Source organism: Bacillus sp. FSL H7-0578, from assembly GCF_038630855.1.
GTDB classification, from domain to species: domain Bacteria; phylum Bacillota; class Bacilli; order Bacillales; family Bacillaceae; genus Bacillus; species Bacillus safensis.
The window spans coordinates 241,791-260,092 of record NZ_CP152045.1 but is presented as its reverse complement, the minus strand read 5'-3'; the positions used below and the strand labels follow the sequence as shown (position 1 = coordinate 260,092).

The 18,302-nt window shown below is 42.3% G+C and carries 18 protein-coding genes; 8 read left to right on the top strand and 10 right to left on the bottom strand.

What is annotated here, in order from left to right:
- Nucleotides 1–11: 11 nt before the first annotated feature.
- Entirely contained in the window at nt 12–1,493 is a 1,482-nt protein-coding gene (locus MHB41_RS01460) for an amidase (RefSeq protein ID WP_070326736.1), read from the bottom strand.
- A 187-nt stretch (nt 1,494–1,680) separates the two neighbouring features.
- On the opposite strand from MHB41_RS01460, the gene MHB41_RS01455 reads away from it, so the two are divergent.
- Nucleotides 1,681–3,294 (top strand): S8 family serine peptidase, encoded by a 1,614-nt coding sequence (locus MHB41_RS01455; RefSeq protein WP_340899449.1) that lies wholly within the window; start codon nt 1,681–1,683, stop codon nt 3,292–3,294.
- Between the two features lie 39 nt (nt 3,295–3,333).
- Here the strand turns inward: MHB41_RS01455 and MHB41_RS01450 are convergent, their stop codons facing one another.
- Nucleotides 3,334–3,873, bottom strand: coding sequence for a DUF402 domain-containing protein (locus MHB41_RS01450; RefSeq protein WP_340899451.1), 540 nt, complete (start codon nt 3,871–3,873; stop codon nt 3,334–3,336).
- Between the two features lie 111 nt (nt 3,874–3,984).
- Here MHB41_RS01450 and MHB41_RS01445 point away from each other — a divergent pair, with 111 nt between their 5' ends.
- On the top strand, nt 3,985–4,188 hold the full coding sequence (locus MHB41_RS01445; RefSeq protein ID WP_034621634.1) for a hypothetical protein: 204 nt from the start codon (nt 3,985–3,987) through the stop codon (nt 4,186–4,188).
- 47 nt (nt 4,189–4,235) lie between these two features.
- On the opposite strand, the gene MHB41_RS01440 is transcribed toward MHB41_RS01445, so the two are convergent.
- Nucleotides 4,236–4,784: a GNAT family N-acetyltransferase gene (locus MHB41_RS01440; RefSeq protein WP_034283161.1), complete on the bottom strand. Its 549-nt coding sequence runs from the start codon at nt 4,782–4,784 to the stop codon at nt 4,236–4,238.
- A 213-nt stretch (nt 4,785–4,997) separates the two neighbouring features.
- Between MHB41_RS01440 and MHB41_RS01435 the strand changes: the two genes are divergently transcribed.
- The 3 genes from MHB41_RS01435 to MHB41_RS01425 all read left to right on the top strand — a co-directional run bounded on the left by MHB41_RS01435 (nt 4,998) and on the right by MHB41_RS01425 (nt 7,756).
- Nucleotides 4,998–6,215, top strand: coding sequence for a multidrug effflux MFS transporter (locus tag MHB41_RS01435; protein ID WP_340899453.1), 1,218 nt, complete (start codon nt 4,998–5,000; stop codon nt 6,213–6,215).
- 628 nt (nt 6,216–6,843) lie between these two features.
- The gene (locus tag MHB41_RS01430; RefSeq protein WP_197172481.1) at nt 6,844–7,536 is read left to right on the top strand and encodes a hypothetical protein; all 693 of its coding nucleotides are present in this window, start codon (nt 6,844–6,846) and stop codon (nt 7,534–7,536) included.
- Between the two features lie 16 nt (nt 7,537–7,552).
- Nucleotides 7,553–7,756, top strand: coding sequence for a hypothetical protein (locus tag MHB41_RS01425; protein ID WP_034283153.1), 204 nt, complete (start codon nt 7,553–7,555; stop codon nt 7,754–7,756).
- 276 nt (nt 7,757–8,032) lie between these two features.
- Here the strand turns inward: MHB41_RS01425 and MHB41_RS01420 are convergent, their stop codons facing one another.
- From MHB41_RS01420 to MHB41_RS01400, 5 genes are all read right to left on the bottom strand, one after another.
- A complete protein-coding gene (locus MHB41_RS01420; RefSeq protein WP_098677762.1) occupies nt 8,033–8,812 on the bottom strand; it encodes a hypothetical protein in 780 nt (259 codons plus the stop codon).
- A 338-nt stretch (nt 8,813–9,150) separates the two neighbouring features.
- Nucleotides 9,151–9,321: a hypothetical protein gene (locus MHB41_RS01415; RefSeq protein WP_167364606.1), complete on the bottom strand. Its 171-nt coding sequence runs from the start codon at nt 9,319–9,321 to the stop codon at nt 9,151–9,153.
- Nucleotides 9,318–9,905 (bottom strand): DUF1700 domain-containing protein, encoded by a 588-nt coding sequence (locus MHB41_RS01410; protein ID WP_070326637.1) that lies wholly within the window; start codon nt 9,903–9,905, stop codon nt 9,318–9,320. Before MHB41_RS01410 ends, MHB41_RS01415 begins: the two co-directional genes overlap by 4 nt.
- Nucleotides 9,898–10,215 carry a PadR family transcriptional regulator gene (locus MHB41_RS01405; protein WP_024424392.1) on the bottom strand — a complete coding sequence of 106 codons (318 nt, stop codon included), beginning with the start codon at nt 10,213–10,215 and terminating at the stop codon, nt 9,898–9,900. Before MHB41_RS01405 ends, MHB41_RS01410 begins: the two co-directional genes overlap by 8 nt.
- Before the next feature lie 99 nt (nt 10,216–10,314).
- The gene (locus MHB41_RS01400; RefSeq protein WP_034283328.1) at nt 10,315–11,145 is read right to left on the bottom strand and encodes a YitT family protein; all 831 of its coding nucleotides are present in this window, start codon (nt 11,143–11,145) and stop codon (nt 10,315–10,317) included.
- A 336-nt stretch (nt 11,146–11,481) separates the two neighbouring features.
- Here MHB41_RS01400 and mmuM point away from each other — a divergent pair, with 336 nt between their 5' ends.
- The 3 genes from mmuM to MHB41_RS01385 all read left to right on the top strand — a co-directional run bounded on the left by mmuM (nt 11,482) and on the right by MHB41_RS01385 (nt 14,603).
- Nucleotides 11,482–12,420, top strand: a complete 939-nt coding sequence (gene mmuM / locus MHB41_RS01395) for a homocysteine S-methyltransferase (protein WP_070326735.1) — start codon at nt 11,482–11,484, stop codon at nt 12,418–12,420.
- Between the two features lie 46 nt (nt 12,421–12,466).
- On the top strand, nt 12,467–13,870 hold the full coding sequence (gene mmuP / locus MHB41_RS01390; protein WP_070326636.1) for an S-methylmethionine permease: 1,404 nt from the start codon (nt 12,467–12,469) through the stop codon (nt 13,868–13,870).
- Nucleotides 13,871–13,982: 112 nt separating this feature from the next.
- Nucleotides 13,983–14,603, top strand: a complete 621-nt coding sequence (locus MHB41_RS01385) for a hypothetical protein (protein ID WP_070326635.1) — start codon at nt 13,983–13,985, stop codon at nt 14,601–14,603.
- 308 nt (nt 14,604–14,911) lie between these two features.
- Here the strand turns inward: MHB41_RS01385 and MHB41_RS01380 are convergent, their stop codons facing one another.
- Nucleotides 14,912–15,394, bottom strand: a complete 483-nt coding sequence (locus MHB41_RS01380) for an Ig-like domain-containing protein (RefSeq protein ID WP_061110437.1) — start codon at nt 15,392–15,394, stop codon at nt 14,912–14,914.
- Nucleotides 15,395–15,502: 108 nt separating this feature from the next.
- Nucleotides 15,503–18,169: a S8 family peptidase gene (locus MHB41_RS01375; protein ID WP_217008863.1), complete on the bottom strand. Its 2,667-nt coding sequence runs from the start codon at nt 18,167–18,169 to the stop codon at nt 15,503–15,505.
- Nucleotides 18,170–18,302: the final 133 nt, after the last annotated feature.

Sequence of the window (18,302 nt, the reverse complement as noted above, 5' to 3'; positions counted from 1 at the left end):
CTTATCATGCGTTATCGATTTAATTGACTAGTTCCTTTCCAAATCGAGGATGTCTCCATTTCCGCCGCAAGCCTGAGCAGCCAGTCCTCTTTTCCTTTAGGTGCTGTCACCTGTACCCCTAAAGGCATGCCCGCGCTAGTCAGATGAACAGGAACACTCATTGATGGCTGACCTGTTAAGTTGGCAAGCTGTGTAAATGGGGTGTAGGTCAAGCTCTTGAGGAACATGTCATAAATAAGATCCTGCTGTGCTTGCATTGAAAGGGATGACACACGTAAAAGTGCGGCTGTTTCCTGATCTGAATGCATAAGCTCACCTACCTTTGGAGCTGAATAGGCAGTAGCTGGTGTCACATAGAGATCGTAGGTTTGATGAAATGATGCCATTTGTGCAGCAGCCCGATCCCACGCATCAAGACTTTCTGTATAAGCAGCAGCGGTCACATTCTTGCCAGCCTCCGCCAGCACCCATGCCACGATGTCCGTTTCCTCCGGCTTTACTGGACGCCCTAACGAACGAGCCAAGGAAGTGAATAACGCAGACATTTCTCCGCTGTTCATCACGTAATATTGCTGCATGAGATGAACCCCATCAATTTCTGGCTTGGCTTCTTCTACTTGATGACCCTGCTCACTCAACCATTTCACTGTTTGCTGAACCGCCCGCTTCGCCTCCTCACTGACCTTCGTGCCAACTGGAGATTCTACGCTGTAAGCAATTCGCATAGAAGATGTACGTTTCGCCAGATCCTCTTGGTAACTGCCATCGTATAACGGAGTTTGGAAAGCAGCTTCAGGTTGAATGACTTGAAGTAGATCAAGAAGGGCTGCACTGTCCCGTACTGTTTTTGTGAGTGTAAAGTCGATGGAAGCCCCTTGCCACTGCCTTCCTGCGCCTGGGCCTACCGGCGTTCTTCCCCGCGTGGGCTTAAGGCCGAACAAACCGGTAAAGGATGCTGGGATCCGGATGGAACCACCGCCATCACTTGCTCCGCCAGCAGGTACAATGCCGCTTGCAACAGCTGCTGCTGTCCCGCCGCTTGAGCCGCCCGGAGAATAGTCCGTATTCCAAGGATTTCTCGTTGGACCATGTAAAGCAGGCTCTGTCACATTTCTTAAACCGAATTCCGGTGTATTTGTATGTCCGATCATGAGAAAACCAGCCTGCTTCAACCGATCAACAAAGTGCGAATCCGAATTTGCTTTTACATCCTTTAACAGCAAAGCTCCTGCTGTCAGCGATTCATTTTTAATCCCTTGCGATATATTTTTCAGCACAAACGGAACACCAGCAAATGGCTGATACTCATGTAACTCCTTGATGTCTTTTAAAACTTGTTCTTGTCTCGTCCGTATCACAGCGTTTAGTTCTGGATTGACCTCATTCAATCTATCAAATGCAGCCTGCATAAGCTCCTCGGGCTTTACCTGCTTATTCTGCACAAGTGCTGCCAAGCCAGCCGCATCATACGTCATATACTCTTTTACGTTCATCAGCATGTCCTTCTTTCTCTTATCATGATGTCTCTATTGTCTACTAGAATTCTATGAATTTCAATTTCAGGTTACTTGTAAAAATAACTTTCTGAACAAGACGACAATTCTACTATCCCATCCCTCTGCTTTCTCCGATATAATAGAGAAAAAAAGACCGAGATCATCGGATGAGAGGAGCCACGCATTGAAAAGGAAATTACTTATCGTCATTGCGTTTCTTCTTGCGTTGACGACTGCTTTGCCCTTCCATTCGCAGGCAGCTGCACCGCCAAAAGAAACAGATGTCATCATCGTCTATAAAAATCAAAAAGGAAAACAAACAGCGATTGAGGAAAGTGAGAAAGTGAACGCACAGTACATACATCTTCCCGCTGTCGCTGTGACAGCAGATGAACAAGCGGTCACCTCACTCAAAAAAGACCCAAACATCGCTTACGTCTCAAAAAACGTAAAGGTTAAACTCGCGGCTTCTACTGTGAAGAAAACAGCCGCTGCTACTAATCAGGATGCATTGGTACAAAAATCTTACAATCTGCAAAAACTAAATATCAAGCAAGCAATAAAAGAAGGCGTCACTGGTAAAAATGTAAAAGTAGCCGTTTTAGATACTGGCATTTTCTCACACGAGGATTTAAAGGTATCCGGCGGTAAATCATTCGTGAACTACACATCCTCTTATAAAGATGATGAAGGACATGGCACACATGTCGCCGGCACGATTGGTGCGCTTAATAACGATTATGGAACAGTCGGCGTTGCTTCTGGTGTGAAGCTGTATGCTGTGAAAGTGTTAGATAAAAAGGGAGAAGGCGACCTGTATAGTCTGCTTCGAGGCATCGATTGGGCGATTACCAACAAGATGGACATTATTAATTTAAGTTTAGGCTTTGAAGACAATATCCCCATCTTGCGTTCAGCAGTAGATGAAGCCTATAAAAAAGGACTGCTCGTGGTTGCTGCAAGCGGAAATGATGGAAAAAAGAATCATATTAGCTACCCTGCCGCTTACAATAGTGTCATTGCCGTATCTGCAACGACTGACAAAGACAAACTTGCGTCTATCTCGAATACAGGGAAAGGGATTGAATTTTCTGCCCCTGGCGAGAACGTCATCAGCACTTATTTAAAAAATGAATATTGGTATGCAACGGGGACATCACAAGCTGCACCGCATGTCACAGGAATGCTGGCACTGTTAAAGCAGCTTCATCCGAAGAAAACAAATGCACAGCTTCGCACTTTATTGCGCAGCTATACAGTGGATCTTGGTGCAAAAGGGAAGGATCCGCAATTCGGCTATGGCCGCGTGCAATATGTGCCGCAATCCACCTTTTTAAAGGCTGCGGCAAGTGCTGTCAAAAAAGCCGAAACATCTAAAAAGCAGGCAGATGTCAATCAAGCCAAAACGAGAATTGGCCGGCTCACTGCAAGCAAGCAAAAAACAGCACTCACAGAACGGGTGAAGAAAGTCCAAGCAGCCATTGATATCCGCTCGGCACGTGCAAAGGTCAAAGCAGCCGAAAAGAACAAAACACAGAGCGCTATTAAAAGTGCTCAAACGGCCATCAAAAAACTAAACAAAGGCAAAGAAAAAACAAGCCTGCAAAACCGGCTTGACAAAGTAAAAAAACAAGTCGCTTATCAAAAGAAAGTGACAGATGCTAAACAAAAGGTCAAAAAAGCGGAAACCAAACGAACAAAGAAAACAAAAGCAGCGGCTCAAAGCGCTGTCAAACAGCTAAAAGCCTCCAAAACAAAAACCAATTTACAAAAACGATTAAACCGTATTAAGGTCTAACAGAAAAAACGATTCCTTTCAGCGAGGAATCGTTTTTTTCTATTTCAACATTGGCTCAAACAAGCTGTGATGATATTTCCCTTCGGCATCTGCCCTCACTTGATCGAGAATGCTTTCTAACGAAGCCGTCACGCCTTCTAATGCCCGCCGTACTGCGCCGTTCTCAAAATCCACTAAACTCTCCGGCAATTCATCTTCATCCAGCACAAAGACATCACCATTCGGAAGAACGAGAAGATCAATAATGAGGTCTTCAAACATGACCAGCTGCCCGTTGAACTGTGTATCTCCCACCATATTCAAATAAGATCCTAGTTCCTTTCCTTGATCATCTCTCCAGAAATATATGTTATAAGGACGATCCTTCCAATAATAGGCGGTCGTATAGCTCCCTTTTGGAATGGTCAGAAAACCAGCACCTGCCCTCATCGTAAATGGGTCTTCAATCTTGTGAAACAGCACAGCCTGCTGTCCCTGTGCATCTAACAGCTGACAGGTATGTTCCACAACTTTCTGATCGTATTTGATTTTTCTCTCGATGACTTCATCCCAACGATCCGCATGCAGCGAAAACAACATGTCACAACTCCCTCTAAACATCTCGTTTCTTTCCAGTATACACCGATTTTTTCTGAAGAAATAAAGGATTGCCGTATTTACTTATGGAAGACCTATGATGAGGTGAAAGAAATGAACGGAATCACGATTCTTGAAAACTTTACACAGCTTGGACAAATCATCCTCATGATTTGCGGCTATGTCCTTTATTGGCAGCTGGTGAAAACGAAGAGAGAACGAAAGCTGTCTCCTTACGAGCGCATGTTAAAATTCTTTGTCATGTTCGGTTTCATCTCGTGGGTGGTATCCTATTGGGCGCTGGCACTGTGGGCGTAAATTGAAAAAAGGAAGAGCTTCCCGTGCAGGACTTGCTCTTCCTTTTTTTACGCGTGATTTGATGAACCTGCCGGCTGTTCTTTCTTGATCACATATTGATAGCTCTTGACATGTGTCCCATTTTGGTTCACAAATTCTTTATCAAGCGCACGCTCAAAGCCCATTCGTTCATATAAGCGAATGGCGGCCTGCATTTTATCAGATGTATGAAGATACAGGACATTTTCGCCCCATGATTGCGTCAGTTCAATACTTTTACGCAGCAATGACTCTGCAATGCCTTTTCCCCTCACATCGGGATCTACTCCTAAAAACCGGACGATGGCTGATGTAATGCCCATTTCGGGTTTATCATACGCTTGCTCTGATGAGCGGAACATTTGAAGCGTCCCTACGACTTTGCCGCCAAGCTCCGCCACAAGCATCAGCTCCATGTTCGGATTATCTACAGCTGCTGCAAGCGCGGCAGAATAATTTTGCCAGCCTTCCTCTGTAAATTGAGGCTCATACTGTGCATAGGATTTGATCAGCACGCGTGTGATAGCCTCATGATCTTCTTTGACTGCTTGACGAATGATCAGCTCTTGCTGCTTCATGTCAGCACCTCCTGCTCTCTATTAGTGGATATACGTATCATGCAATCACTGCATGCGATCACCTTACTCTTTTCTCTACTCATTCAATGTAAAGAGTCTCATTCGAAAGATCAATCATTTTGCACGAAATCATCTTTGAAAAATTTTCATTGAAAAGGAACGCTTGATTCATTATGCTGTGTTGAGGAAGTATACGAGGAGTGTTGTCATCATATGAGTTCTTTATCTTATCCCCAAGAATCGAAAAAAAATCGATTTCTCCTTGCCGCATTGCTCGGATCTTTAACCGCCCTTGCTCCGCTGGCAATGGATATGTATTTACCTGCTTTACCTAATATCGCCCGTGACTTTGAAGCAAGCACGGCGTTGTCTCAATTAAGTCTGATGGCTTGTCTCATTGGACTGGCGCTTGGCCAGCTGATTGCAGGCCCGATCAGCGATACGATCGGCAGAAGAAAACCGCTGATGATTGGCTTGACCATCTTTATTGCGGCATCCCTTCTTTGTACAGTGGTCACATCGATTTGGACGTTCATTCTTCTTAGATTGATTCAAGGACTTGCTGGATCAGCAGGCATTGTCATTGCACGAGCCATCGTACGAGATCATTATGAAGGATCAGAAATGACGAAATTCTTTGCATTGCTGATGTTAGTCAATGGGGTTGCTCCGGCAGCGGCACCTATCGTGGGCGGACAAATGTTACGGTTCACGACGTGGCAGGGTGTGTTTGTTCTTCTAGGAATCCTCGGAGCGCTAATGCTCCTAAGATCAATGTTTTCATTGAAAGAAAGCTTACCTGCGGAACGCAGACAGACTGGGGGCTTCAAACAGATCCTAGGTGCGATGAAAATTCTAGCGAGCGATCGTCTCTTTGTTGGATATGCCCTATCACAAGGTCTAGTCTTCGCAGCGATGTTTGCCTATATTTCTGGTTCACCGTTTGTGCTTCAAGATATTTTCAACCTTTCTCCACAAGGATTTAGTGCGGCCTTTGCGGTAAATAGTCTTGGGATCATCACGGCTGGACAAGTATTTGCCCGAGTTGCTGCGAAAATTGGTGAAGAGAAAGTCCTTCGCATTGGATTGCTGACAGCTGCATTAGGGGGAGTCACTTTATTTTTCATGATCTCAATTGATGCAGGATTGTACGGTATTCTGATTCCACTGTTTTTTGTTGTCTCAAGCGTTGGAATTGTCGGCACCTCTGCCCCGTCTCTTGCGATGCAGCATCACGGAGCGCATGCAGGAAGTGCAGCTGCACTGATCGGTGTGGCGCAAATGCTGCTAGGCGCCTGCATGACACCTCTTGTCGGACTAGCCGGAAGCCAAACAGCCTTTCCAATGGGTCTGATCATTATGCTTTGTGATCTAGGCGCACTTTGCTGTTATTTCTTCTTTGTGGCCCGAGCGAAAAAAAGACCCGAATAAGCGGGTTTAAAGACTATTGACAAAGGGCTAAAATGATCTTGATTTTAGCTCTTTGTCTTCTTTTCAGCGTGATAGAAAACCTTTGAAGTCTAGGAAGGACGAGCATCGGAGCGCAGAACTGACAAAGAATGCGAAACACCATATATCATATACGGATACTGAGTTTCTACTGGCAAATCAATAGCTATCTCGCTAATTTAGGTCGCAATTTAAAATTGCGTCTGAAGAAAGAATATAGCGAGTTTTGATCTCCATTTTGCAGCTGTGAAGTTTAAAAGTCTCCTTTTACTTCTCTTTAAAGAAATATCATGGTATTTATCGATACACCCCTAACATGTCTAAGTACTTCATAAACATGTCTTTTTTTACAGCGCTCTTTTCTCTTTCCACAACTCTTCTGAATCATTACAAATTATATTCCCCACATAATTTTTGTGACCTCTACACCTTTTACTAGTGATTTAGAATTATTCTCTTAAAAGCAAAAACTATTAATAATGTCGATTGTACGGACAATAATTAGGTGTTATTACTCATTTTTGCAAAAATACCAAATAAGGAAGGTAAATGTAATATTTACATATAAATAGTTAAATGCAACAAAAATATTAAAGAGGAGGAAATTTTTATGTCTAAGAAGAAAAAATCATTCTTGCAATTAATATTGATTTTTTCCCTGATTTGTTTTAGTTTTTCTTCAACTGCAGGGGTTTCTGCGAAAGAAGGTGATTCTTCAATTGTTCCAATCAAGGGAGATGCTGCCGCTGAAATGGTCAATATAGCGCTTGATACTATAGAGAACGGGGGAGTTAAAGCTATAGCACCTGTAGATACATACGGATTGAAAAAATCCAGTGTTTATAAAGTGGGTGGTGGAGTTACAGCTGTTACAGTTCCTATAAATGGAGATTATAGCCTTCCTAGTAATATCACTCTTTTCATTGATGAGGATCATACCGTCTTACAGGCAAATGAAATGTTGGTGACAAAGAATGATAAGGGTAATTTCAAGGTTGAGACTTATGTGGATGGTTCTCTTGTAAAGTCAGTTGATACTGAGCTATCTTATATGTCAGATGAAGAATTACTTGCAGAAAATCCTCCTGAAATTCAAACACAGGGCGTAAAAGCAAAAGCAGCTTGCATTGCATCAGTGCTTGGAATTGGTAGTGGTGCGGCTTATTTAATTGCGGTTGGTTGTGCTGGTTCATGTGCAGCTCCAACGCCGGTTACTGCTCCAATATGTGCAGCATGTATTGGCGCATATGCAGTTCTTGGAGCTGGTGGGATGGGTGCAGTAGTTGCTTGTTTCAAATTGTGAGTCTGAGGGTGTTTCTATGAATAAATTATTAGCGATGTCAATATTAGGATTAGGAATTAGTGGTGCGGCTTTAGTTCTCTCGGTCTCTTTGTTATTCAAAGACCCAAACGAAAACTTTGTGCTGATGTTTGCTGCTGGTTCAGCTGGCGCATTCACAGTTTTCACTGTCTCATCCCTAGTTCTTCGAAAACGTTTGAATCACTTAAGTGATAAAAAGTAAATCCTCTCTAAGGGATAAATATACCTTTATAAAAACAGCCAGTTGTCGAAAATCTTTCGATGACTGGCTGTTTAGTTTCAATTGAATTCAGGTATTGTACAGTGACCTGTATTTCAATAACATTTTTACAATAAAAAAAGACACCAGAGGGATCATTCAACGGTAACACATTATAATGTTAGTACTTGACCTTCTTTCACACTTCAAGTGATTAGTTTGTCGGCCACTTCTTTCATTTTCGATTCTACTTCCTAAATACCATTTTTCTCGTTTAATTTAATAAAAACCCTTTTTCCCCATGAACTTGCATACATAAGGATAAGCCTTGGGTGTACCCGAAGAATATCTTTCATTACTAATCAAGTTATACTCGATTAGCATGTCAGTAATGATTTTTGGACTTTCTATTCCCTTTCCCATATAAGCCAGGATATTCTCCTTTTGGATTGTCGTTAGCTCACCAGTTTCAATGACTGAATCAAAGCTGAACAGATCTCGATCAAAATTAGTTTTATATTGATCATTCTCTTTGTACTGATGTTTCTGTTCCATTTCCAGTTTAATTTTTTTCATTTGCTTGTTGGAAAGAGATAAACCCAGTTTGACTTGTTTCTTCATATCTTCACTCATGCTTGGAACATAACCCAATTCATTCACCAAGGACCAAGTTAATTGTGTTCTTCTATTAGAAATTTCTTCAACCTCTTTTTGTATGGAAGCAAACTCTTTCTTAATTCGATTGACAACAGCTTTCTTCAATCCAATATGATCTTCAAAATGTTTTATTCCTAGCCTTTTGCTTTTACCAGTCTGGTTGTGTTTTACAATGTACTGATACCTTAATGGTCTTCCACATTCACACCGGGTATCTGAATTGACAAAACCATTGTCAATGTAATCAATGAGTACCCATCTGCCTATTAGTGATTCAAGCTTTAAACTAGAGTTCCCTTCGAACTCTTCCCCAGCCTGCACACTGTTAAAGGCTAATAATCTCTTTTCTCTTTCGTAGCTCTTAAGATATAGTATCTGTTCACTATTCAATTCCTCACTCATCACTATTCCCCTCCTCCCATGACTGCCTATCTTGGAATTCACAAAGTGTTTTATTTTGATAAATTCGTCGTCAAATTCAACTATCCCTTCTTGGTATTTAATCCTAACACCAGCAATACTAAAGTAAGTAAACAAACAAAAAAAGACAGGTTATCTGCCTTCAGTCAAGGCAGAATAAAAAAGAGCTTATGCAAGCTCTTTTTTTGTTGTCTTCATATTCTATAATTTCACTTTACAAGATCCATCATGAACACAGATTTGTTCACCTTAAATGTATTGGCAATCTTGCCAGGGTTTGTCTACACGCTGAGACCCGCATAAGCGGGTTTTTTCATTTATTATGGCTTGCTCCAATTGATGGTGCGGAACACGTTACTCTGGTCATTGTTGTGATATGCATCTAAATCAAAGCCTGATAGTCCAAAACCAATTGTCATGACAATTCCTCCGGCAACGGTGAAGATGATCCCCCATTTGATGCATTGCTTTTTTAAATCATTCACGTTCATACTCTCACGACCTTCTTTTTAAACATTCCCATGAATGCCTTAGTTGTTTGAATAGTCATTTGCACAAATAGCTTTGTCAAATACGCCGTGGCTATGCCGCTTAATAATCCGACACCTAATAGAAGAATACCAACGCCAACCTGCGTCACCACCACATGCAAACCGTCCTGAAAAATAAATGGAGAACCAATGATGCTCCAAAAACCGCCGAGCAGACCAGTAAGCGTCAATGCACCTGTCACGAGTGGAATGCACCAAATCACCATATACACAGAAAGAATCAGCAGGAAGACTGTTGCTAGAATACTGCCCCATAACGGAAAGCCTAAAATGAGAATGGAGAGTCTTGTGGCTTTTTCTCCAAACGTCGGCACCTGAACGGTTTTTATACCTTGTTCCTTCATAATCCCTTCAGCGATCATAGCAGGCTGTCCGACTTGCTGAACCGCTTCCTGTTCACTATAGCCATCTTCCTGATAATCCTCAATCATTTCATCGTAGTATTCGATAAACCGATCACTGTCTTTTTCGCCTAGAAGATGCAGATGCTTCTTTAGGCTGCTCAAAAATTCTTTTTTATTCATTGCCCTGTCCTCCAGAAATAAAGTCGTAAATCGCCATCACCTGATCCCATTCCTCTAAAAACTGCGCCATATGCTCCCGCCCGCTTTCTGTCATGCGGTAGTATTTTCTTAATCGACTGTTATGTTCCTGGGAATAGGTCTCCACATAATTGTTTTGCTCTAAACGCTTTAAAATCGGATACAATGTCGATTCTGAAATCTCAATACAATGGGACATATCTTTAATGATTTGATAACCATAGGAATCGCCTTTCTTTAATACCGCCAGTACACAAAATTCCAGTAATCCTTTTTTTAATTGTGCATTCATGTTTACAACTCCTAACTATTTATACTATACATTACATAGTATTGTGTGACAAGAGGTATAGAGAATAAAAAAAAGACCCTTTTTAGGGTCTTTTCATTTTTATATATTCACAAATCCTTCTCCGAACACATCGCGTACGTCATGGACAACAACGAATGCGTCTCGATCTATTTTCTTAATAATTTTCTTAAGGCGCATGAGCTCCTGCTTTTGAATGACCGCGTAAAGAATTTCCTTCGATTCCTTTGAATAATGACCGCGTCCGTTTAAAATCGTTACGCCTCGATCTAAGGTGTGATTGATTTCTTCCGCAATATCATCTTTGCATGAAGAAATAATCGTCACTGCCTTTTTCGTGTTAAGTCCTTCTATCACGAAGTCCATCACCTTTGTCGCCACGTACAGCATCACAATGGTAAACATTAATTTTTCCGCACCAATAATAAAATAGGAAGCAAATACAACGATCAGATCAAAGAACAAAATGGCATAGCTCACGTTCCAGTCTAAATACTTGTTGGCAATTCTTCCGAGAATGGCAGAACCCGCCGTTGTTCCACCTGCTCTGAGCACAAGACCAATCCCAATTCCGATGATAATTCCTGCAAAAATCGCTCCAATGATCAATTCATGAACATTCACGACCCATGTTGTGGTCAGGTGCAAAAATAGAGAGTTACTTGCGACGGCAACCACAGTATAAATCGTGGTCTTCTTGTCTAAATACTTATAGCCGACAAGCAGTAAGATGGCATTAAACACGAGGTTCGTCAGCCACGGTGCAATCTCAAACAAATAATAAAAAATAATGGACAGCCCCGTGACGCCGCCTTCACCAAATTCAAGCGGAATGACAAACATGTTCACTGCTGCGGCAAATAAAAAAGAACCAACTAGAATCATCGCTATATCTTTTACACATTTTTTCAATTTCTTCTTTCCTCCTTTTTTAAGCATATAAAAAACCCTCTTTCTGCACGAAAGAAGACAGTCGTTGGACAACATAAAAATCAAAAGACGGCGCCTTTTGATGAAGCTTTCTGAAATCAATCTTTCCATAATATATATCTCTTTTCAGAGGCTGTCAATGACTTGGTTTTCTATTATTTTGACTGCATTTTTATGCATCAAAACCCGCATGTTTTCAGGGTTTTTCCGCCCTATGATGCTTTTTCCTCTCCTTGACAAAAACACTTTAGTCATTTAAACTACTGCCTCATATCATATCCATCATTTCCGATCTAAAAAGGAGGCTGTTTGATTCCGATGAATCCTATTCAAAGCCGTTTACAGGCTCACGCACCTTTGATTTTAGACGGTGCATTAGCAACAGAGCTTGAACGAAAGGGCTGTAACTTAAACGATCGTTTATGGTCAGCCAAAATACTTATTGAACAGCCACAATTGATTCAGCAAGTACACTTGGACTACTTCCAAGCAGGTGCTGACTGCGCAACAACCGCCAGCTACCAAACAACGATTGAAGGCTTTGCTGAAAAAGGCTATACAAAAGAAGAAGCGATTGAACTCATGAAACGCTCTGTCACTCTTGCGAAAGAGGCACGCGATCTTTTTTGGCAGGATGAAGCGCGTCGTGAAGGACGGACAAAACCATTTGTCGCTGGATCTGTGGGGCCATTCGGCGCTTATTTATCTGATGGTTCAGAATATAAAGGAAATTATGGACTCTCAGAGCAGGCTCTTATTGATTTTCACAGACCAAGAATTCAGGCATTAGTAGAAGCGGGTGCAGATATTCTTGCATGCGAAACGATTCCTTGTCTGATTGAAGCAACTGCCATTGCAAAGCTGCTGCAGGATGAATTCAGCGGGGTATCTGCTTGGATCACATTCAGCGCAAAGGATGGCCTGCACATTAGTGAAGGTGATTCCATTCGAGAATGTGTACAAGCGCTTGAGCCTTATGAACAAATCGCTGCCGTCGGCGTGAACTGTACGCCGCCGCAATTTATTACTTCTCTTATTCAAGAAATGAAAAAGGGAACGAGCAAACCGATTGTGGTATATCCAAACTCAGGTGAAATATATGATCCTGAAGAAAAAGTATGGAACGGAGATACGTCTCATCTTACTTTTGGGGAATGTGCGCATCAATGGTACAAAGACGGCGCGAATATCATCGGCGGCTGCTGCCGGACGACCCCAGAAGATATCAATGACATCTTAAAACGAACCACATCGTAGCATCATGAATCATCACACATACTTCTAAGCAAAAGGGCGGGAAGACATGGAACAAGCAAAAGATCAGTCACAACAATATCAACGAAAAATGACGAGCCGGCACCTGTTCATGCTTTCTCTAGGCGGCGTCATTGGAACAGGGCTCTTTTTAAGCTCTGGGTATACCATCAATCAGGCCGGACCTGCGGGGACCATTCTTGCCTATCTTGTCGGGGCTTTAATTGTCTACCTCGTGATGCTTTGTTTAGGTGAGCTGTCTGTCGCAATGCCGGTCACAGGGGCTTTTCATACGTATGCAACAAAATACATTGGACCTGGTACAGGCTATACGGTTGCTTGGCTATACTGGCTGACATGGACAGTGGCACTCGGTTCGGAATTTACAGCCGCAGGACTATTAATGCAGCGCTGGTTTCCAGACACTTCAGTTTGGATGTGGAGTGGTGTTTTTGCTCTTCTCATCTTTTTACTGAATGCATTTACAGTCAAGTTTTTTGCAGAATCAGAGTTTTGGTTTTCCAGTATTAAAGTGATGGCTATTATTCTCTTTATTATTCTTGGCGGAGCTGCCATGTTTGGTTTGATCCCATTAAAGGGCGGTGAGGCCGCTCCGTTGTTTTCTAATTTCACTGGCGAAGGCGGACTTTTCCCAAACGGCTTTTTACCAATTTTAATGACGATGCTTGCGGTCAACTTTGCTTTTTCAGGTACGGAGTTGATTGGGATTGCTGCGGGTGAAAGCGTCAATCCTGACGAGACCATTCCAAGAGCAATTCGCACAACCGTCCTGCGTCTCGTCCTGTTTTTCGTTGGAACGATTGTTGTGTTGGCTGGCTTGATTCCAGTAGAAGAAGCCGGGGTGATCAAAAGCCCATTTGTCGTGGTATTTGATCGTATCGGGATTCCTTATGCCGCAGATTTCATGAATTTTGTCATCCTGACCGCGATCTTATCTGCCGCAAACTCAGGATTATACGCATCATCTCGTATGCTTTGGTCGCTTTCTGAGGAACGGACACTTCCTAAAAAACTGGCGAAGCTGACGTCAAAAGGCATTCCTTTGAATGCACTCATTTTAAGTATGATCGGTGGTATTCTTTCTTTGCTATCGAGCGTGATCGCACCAGAAACGGTATACCTTGTCCTAGTGTCAATCTCTGGACTGGCCGTTGTGGTTGTATGGATGGGGATTGCTGCCTCACAGTTTATGTTCCGGAAAAGATTTTTACAGGAAGGCGGACAGCTTCATGATTTATCCTTTCGAACACCGCTCTATCCAGTAGTTCCGATTGCAGCCTTCCTCCTATGTCTTGCATCTGTCATCGGCATTGCCTTTGATCCAAATCAGCGGATTGCCCTCATCTGCGGCATTCCTTTCATTGCGCTCTGCTATGCTGCCTATTACGTGACAGCTTGGATTCAGAAAAAACGAGAAAAACCTGGTGTATAAACATCAGGGTTTTTTCATCTGACAAAAAAGGATATCGCTAGTAAAAGAAGCACACTTTGGTATATGATAGGAATCTATGATTTCAGGATGAACCAAGGGAGTTGTCGTGAATATGGAAATGACCATTACAAGAGCATTAAGTGAACTGAAAATGTTAGATAAAAGAATCAACCGAACCGTTGATGAAGCCGTACTCGGTGGATTGATGATCGGGAAACATATACAGCACGGATTTCAGAATCAAGAAGAGATTGAAAAAAAGGCAAAGGCTGATGATCAATCGATTCGAGCTTTAATCAAACGCCGGAATGCCATCAAATCAGCCATCGTTGTATCAAATGCAACCACAATGATTGATGTGGCGGGTGTCCGTATGACGGTGGCAGAGGCGATTGAACGAAAGACGTCGATAGACTACGATATTCGTTATTTACGGAAAATGAAACAGGTGTACAAAGAGCTGGTCGACAAAGCTGAACAAACGAATGAAGATGTGAAAATGAGACTTGATCAGCATTTAGAGACCTTGTTTGGGAAAGATGGAAAGACACAAGCGGCCGCCAACCAAGAGATCGTGAAGTCTTTTCTAGCTGAAAATGAGGCGGTGATCATCGATCCGCTTCGCCTTCGAGTGAAAATTGAACAGCTTTCGAAAGAAATTGAAGATTTCCAAATGGAAGTTGATTTTTCCTTGTCTGAAAGCAATACACTAACGAAAATACAGATGGATTAATTGATTTTGTTAGTGAGCCGAAAATCGATAGGACTAAACACCTCCGAGGGAAAGGTCATTCCCTCCTCATCTGATGATCATCTTAGGATGATCCTTGATAAAAGCTCAAAGCTGAACGTTCAAGGATCAAAGTTCAAGTGTGAAAGTTCTTATCTATCAAAGCTCAAGGTTAAAAGTTAAATGCTCGATCGAATCTGGGAATAACGGCTGATGAGTGTTTGTTTATCGACTCATTCGGTTGCCGCCCAGCAGGTTTGCTAACAAAAAGAAAAGGATGTCACCTGATGACATCCTTTTTTTCTATGAGATTAATAACGTGAAGTATATGCCAAATGGTACACACTTGTGACATTTGAAGATAGTTTGATGTCGTTTGACGTGAACGTCACTGGAACGATATCGTAGTAATGTGTTGACCAGCCTGCATTATTGTATGATTGGTAGCCTGCACCTGCAGGAACTTGAAACGTCAGTGAAAACTGTCCATTCTCGTCTGTTGTGCCTGTCGCTGTTTGAGCATAAGATTTGATGGCTGCTTCAAAATAAAGCTTGATCGGCTGATTAGGCATGAGGTTTCCGCTTGCATCTTTGAGTGTCCCTTTAAACGTAGCTGGATAATAAGAACCCACGCGATATTTACTGCCATAGCCGTAATTCACTATTCCACTATCGGCTGCTGTGACACTTGTTACTTGAACGGATGCTGGTACTGCACCTGTTTCTTCAGCATGTGCAAAGCTTGGGAATACGAGAAGCAATGATAGAAAGAAAGCAAACATGATTTTTTTCATCGATAAATCCTCCTTTTTTTTCCTACTATATTACTATCGACATTAATTGGTATTTTTCCAGTTAAAAACAAAAAAACCTCCCTTTTTTTAGAAAGGGAAGTCCTTTTTTTATTTTTTCACAACCACTTTTACCGCTTTGCTTTCTCTTTTTCTCACATCTGATGCGGTCACATACAAAACTGTTTTGGCTTTTTGCGGCTTGATTTGGGCAGTAAATGCACCCTTGCCATTGGTTTTGACTGTTTTGATGACTTTCTTTGATTTGTTTTTCACTTTAATGGTCAAGCCTGCACCCGCAGTCCCTTTGACCGCTTTACTTTTAATGGTTACTTTGCTCACTTTCGGCTTAGCTGGTGCTTTGCCTTTTTTCACGACGGTTTTGAGCGTCGTAGCGGCCTTTCCTTTTGACATTTTAATGTGAAGGACCTTGTTTTTGTTCTGATGCTTAATCTTCACACTAAAGGTTCCTTTTTTGCCTGCTGTGCCTTTTCCAAGCAGCGTTTTGCCTCTATACACAGAAATAGCAGCACCGGCTTTTGCTTTACCTGTCACCTTTTGATGCTGATCTTCCACTTTGTTCACTGATGCATTCAATTCGACAGCACTTAATGCAGCAAATGCATTCAGTCTGCCATGTCCTGTCATCCAATCAATTCCTGGGATTTTCGGATCGACAATTGGCTCCTCGTTTTCATCATAGAAAACGTCGTCTTTTCCATCAATCGATTTAAATGAGATGTCATCTGCTGTACTTTGCAAAAGATTTCTCACTTGATTTGGCTTTAAGGATGGATTTTTAGAAAGCAGTAACCCTGCTGCTGCTGCTACATATGGTGTCGCCATTGATGTCCCGCTCAGGTATGAGACATTCCCATCAGGCATGAGGCTCGGAATATCCGACCCTGGTGCTGACATGCTCAGTCCTTTGCCATAGCTTGAAAACTCAGCGGCAATATCCATACGGTTGCTTGCGCCAACCGCCATTGCGTATTTTGACGTCGCAGGGTAGCCCATTTCTGGTACGCCATCATTTCCACTTGCCACGACCACTAGTACATTTCTTTGTGCAGCATAATTCATTGCATATTCAATCACTCTGCTGTAATAGCCGCCAAGGCTCATGTTGATCACCTTTGCGCCTTTGTCCACTGCATGTTTGATCCCAAGTGCAATATGCTCTGTATCGCCAAAGCCATAGGCATCCAGCACCTTCACCGGAATGATGCCCGTATGTTGGTTAAGGCCTGCCATTGAATAATGATTATCGGATTTTGCGGCAATGATGCCTGCCACATGCGTACCGTGTCCATTGTCATCAATCGCATCTTTGTTTCGTCCAATGAGATTCGCACCTAAGTCTGTACGAACAGTCCCGTTTAAATCTGTCAAACGGCTGTCTACACCTGTATCCACAACAGCAATTAATGTCTGCTTCATTTTGCTTGTGCCAATCAGTGTATTCATTTGTTCAAATTTGACGTCAGCGCCTTTTTTCCCGCTGTTTTGCGCACTGTTTTTCAGCGGCCACTGATAACCATACTGCGCGTCGCTGCTTAGCGCACGATAGGTTTGAACAGGCTCTGCAAATTCAACATTCGGCATGCTGGAAAGCTTTCTTGCCGTGCTTTTGATGACCGCTTTGCCTGCTTTTAGTGTCTTTCCAGCTGATTCTTGCCCTGCTGGCACATCATAGACATACATTCCTTTGAATAAAGGACTAACTGACTGTGAGGTCACACGGTTTTCTTGGATGCCGTAGCTTTTCATTTTCTTTTTCGCAGATTGAAGTGTTTGGCCATCCTTTAATTTAAAAATGATCTTATTCGTTTTAACCTTCTCTTCTTTTACAAGCTTTTGTTTCTCTAATACATAACCAACTGACTTTCCTTCAAGCTGATCGATGCCCATTTTTTGACTGACGGCTTCTAATTCCTTTTTTAAATATGCCGGACTTGCTTCTTTGAGCATATCAAAAAGGGACCCGATCGCCTGTTGTTCTTTTTCTGTTACGATATGACCACTAAATGCACCATTTTTCTCTACGTCACTTAGCAGTGTTTTTAATGTGAGCAGATGGTTGTATACCTTTTGCTGCTCTTTTTGATGTTTGATGAGCTTTGATTTGAGAAACGGCTTTGTCTTTTGGAGCAGACGCGAAAGCTTTTGACCTTCTGCTGTTTCATTGAATCGTTTATCTTCGATTGTACGAATCGATTGAAGAATTTCACGCCCGTACTTTTTCTCAATAATAATGATTTCAGGCTCATCTTCTTCAGGAAAAACAGGTTCAGAAGGCGGAAGGTTAGCTCCTTTATATCCGATTTTATATGCCGCATCCTCTTCCTCATCACGGCTGTCTTCCTCAGACCCTAAATAGAGCACTTTGACATAATAGGGACCTGACCATGCATGCGGGAAGTTGATCTCTGTCTCTCCGCTTGCTGTGTCCACGCGATATCTTGAATATGTGTCATCCTTCATCGCTCTGTCCTTGCTTGGATAGACCGATACGGACAGCACTTGTTTACTTTTCACAGAAATTTGCATGTGTGTATGTTTTGCCACCTCTTGTGCAGATGGCGTGATTTGATACCACGACTCTTCCTTTTCGTTCTGTAATGTACCGGAGATGACTTCACCATTTTTTAACCCAATGGCTTCATTGACACTTGTTCCTTGAGTGGCAGCTGCTGCCTCGTATCCAGGTAATGCTGCCATACATAGAATGATGGCCATGAGTACGATCACACAGGATTTGACCTGCTTTTTGAACATGAAAAGACCCCCTTATCTTTTATGATACCTTGGAAGAATATCACAGAAATACATTTAGTAGAATCTGTTTTTTACATAATTAAACTCGTTTTAAGCTAGGATTTGAGATATTCAGTCAGCAAGACGGATAGCT

Excerpts from the sequence above, each read along its gene's own strand:
- MHB41_RS01460 (WP_070326736.1), bottom strand. The coding sequence starts at position 1,493 with ATGAACGTAAAAGAGTATATGACGTATGATGCGGCTGGCTTGGCAGCA.
- MHB41_RS01450 (WP_340899451.1), bottom strand. The coding sequence starts at position 3,873 with ATGTTGTTTTCGCTGCATGCGGATCGTTGGGATGAAGTCATCGAGAGA.
- MHB41_RS01445 (WP_034621634.1), top strand. The coding sequence starts at position 3,985 with ATGAACGGAATCACGATTCTTGAAAACTTTACACAGCTTGGACAAATC.
- MHB41_RS01440 (WP_034283161.1), bottom strand. The coding sequence starts at position 4,784 with ATGAAGCAGCAAGAGCTGATCATTCGTCAAGCAGTCAAAGAAGATCAT.
- MHB41_RS01435 (WP_340899453.1), top strand. The coding sequence starts at position 4,998 with ATGAGTTCTTTATCTTATCCCCAAGAATCGAAAAAAAATCGATTTCTC.
- MHB41_RS01430 (WP_197172481.1), top strand. The coding sequence starts at position 6,844 with ATGTCTAAGAAGAAAAAATCATTCTTGCAATTAATATTGATTTTTTCC.
- MHB41_RS01425 (WP_034283153.1), top strand. The coding sequence starts at position 7,553 with ATGAATAAATTATTAGCGATGTCAATATTAGGATTAGGAATTAGTGGT.
- MHB41_RS01420 (WP_098677762.1), bottom strand. The coding sequence starts at position 8,812 with ATGAGTGAGGAATTGAATAGTGAACAGATACTATATCTTAAGAGCTAC.
- MHB41_RS01415 (WP_167364606.1), bottom strand. The coding sequence starts at position 9,321 with ATGAACGTGAATGATTTAAAAAAGCAATGCATCAAATGGGGGATCATC.
- MHB41_RS01410 (WP_070326637.1), bottom strand. The coding sequence starts at position 9,905 with ATGAATAAAAAAGAATTTTTGAGCAGCCTAAAGAAGCATCTGCATCTT.
- MHB41_RS01405 (WP_024424392.1), bottom strand. The coding sequence starts at position 10,215 with ATGAATGCACAATTAAAAAAAGGATTACTGGAATTTTGTGTACTGGCG.
- mmuM (WP_070326735.1), top strand. The coding sequence starts at position 11,482 with ATGAATCCTATTCAAAGCCGTTTACAGGCTCACGCACCTTTGATTTTA.
- mmuP (WP_070326636.1), top strand. The coding sequence starts at position 12,467 with ATGGAACAAGCAAAAGATCAGTCACAACAATATCAACGAAAAATGACG.
- MHB41_RS01385 (WP_070326635.1), top strand. The coding sequence starts at position 13,983 with ATGGAAATGACCATTACAAGAGCATTAAGTGAACTGAAAATGTTAGAT.
- MHB41_RS01380 (WP_061110437.1), bottom strand. The coding sequence starts at position 15,394 with ATGAAAAAAATCATGTTTGCTTTCTTTCTATCATTGCTTCTCGTATTC.
- MHB41_RS01375 (WP_217008863.1), bottom strand. The coding sequence starts at position 18,169 with ATGTTCAAAAAGCAGGTCAAATCCTGTGTGATCGTACTCATGGCCATC.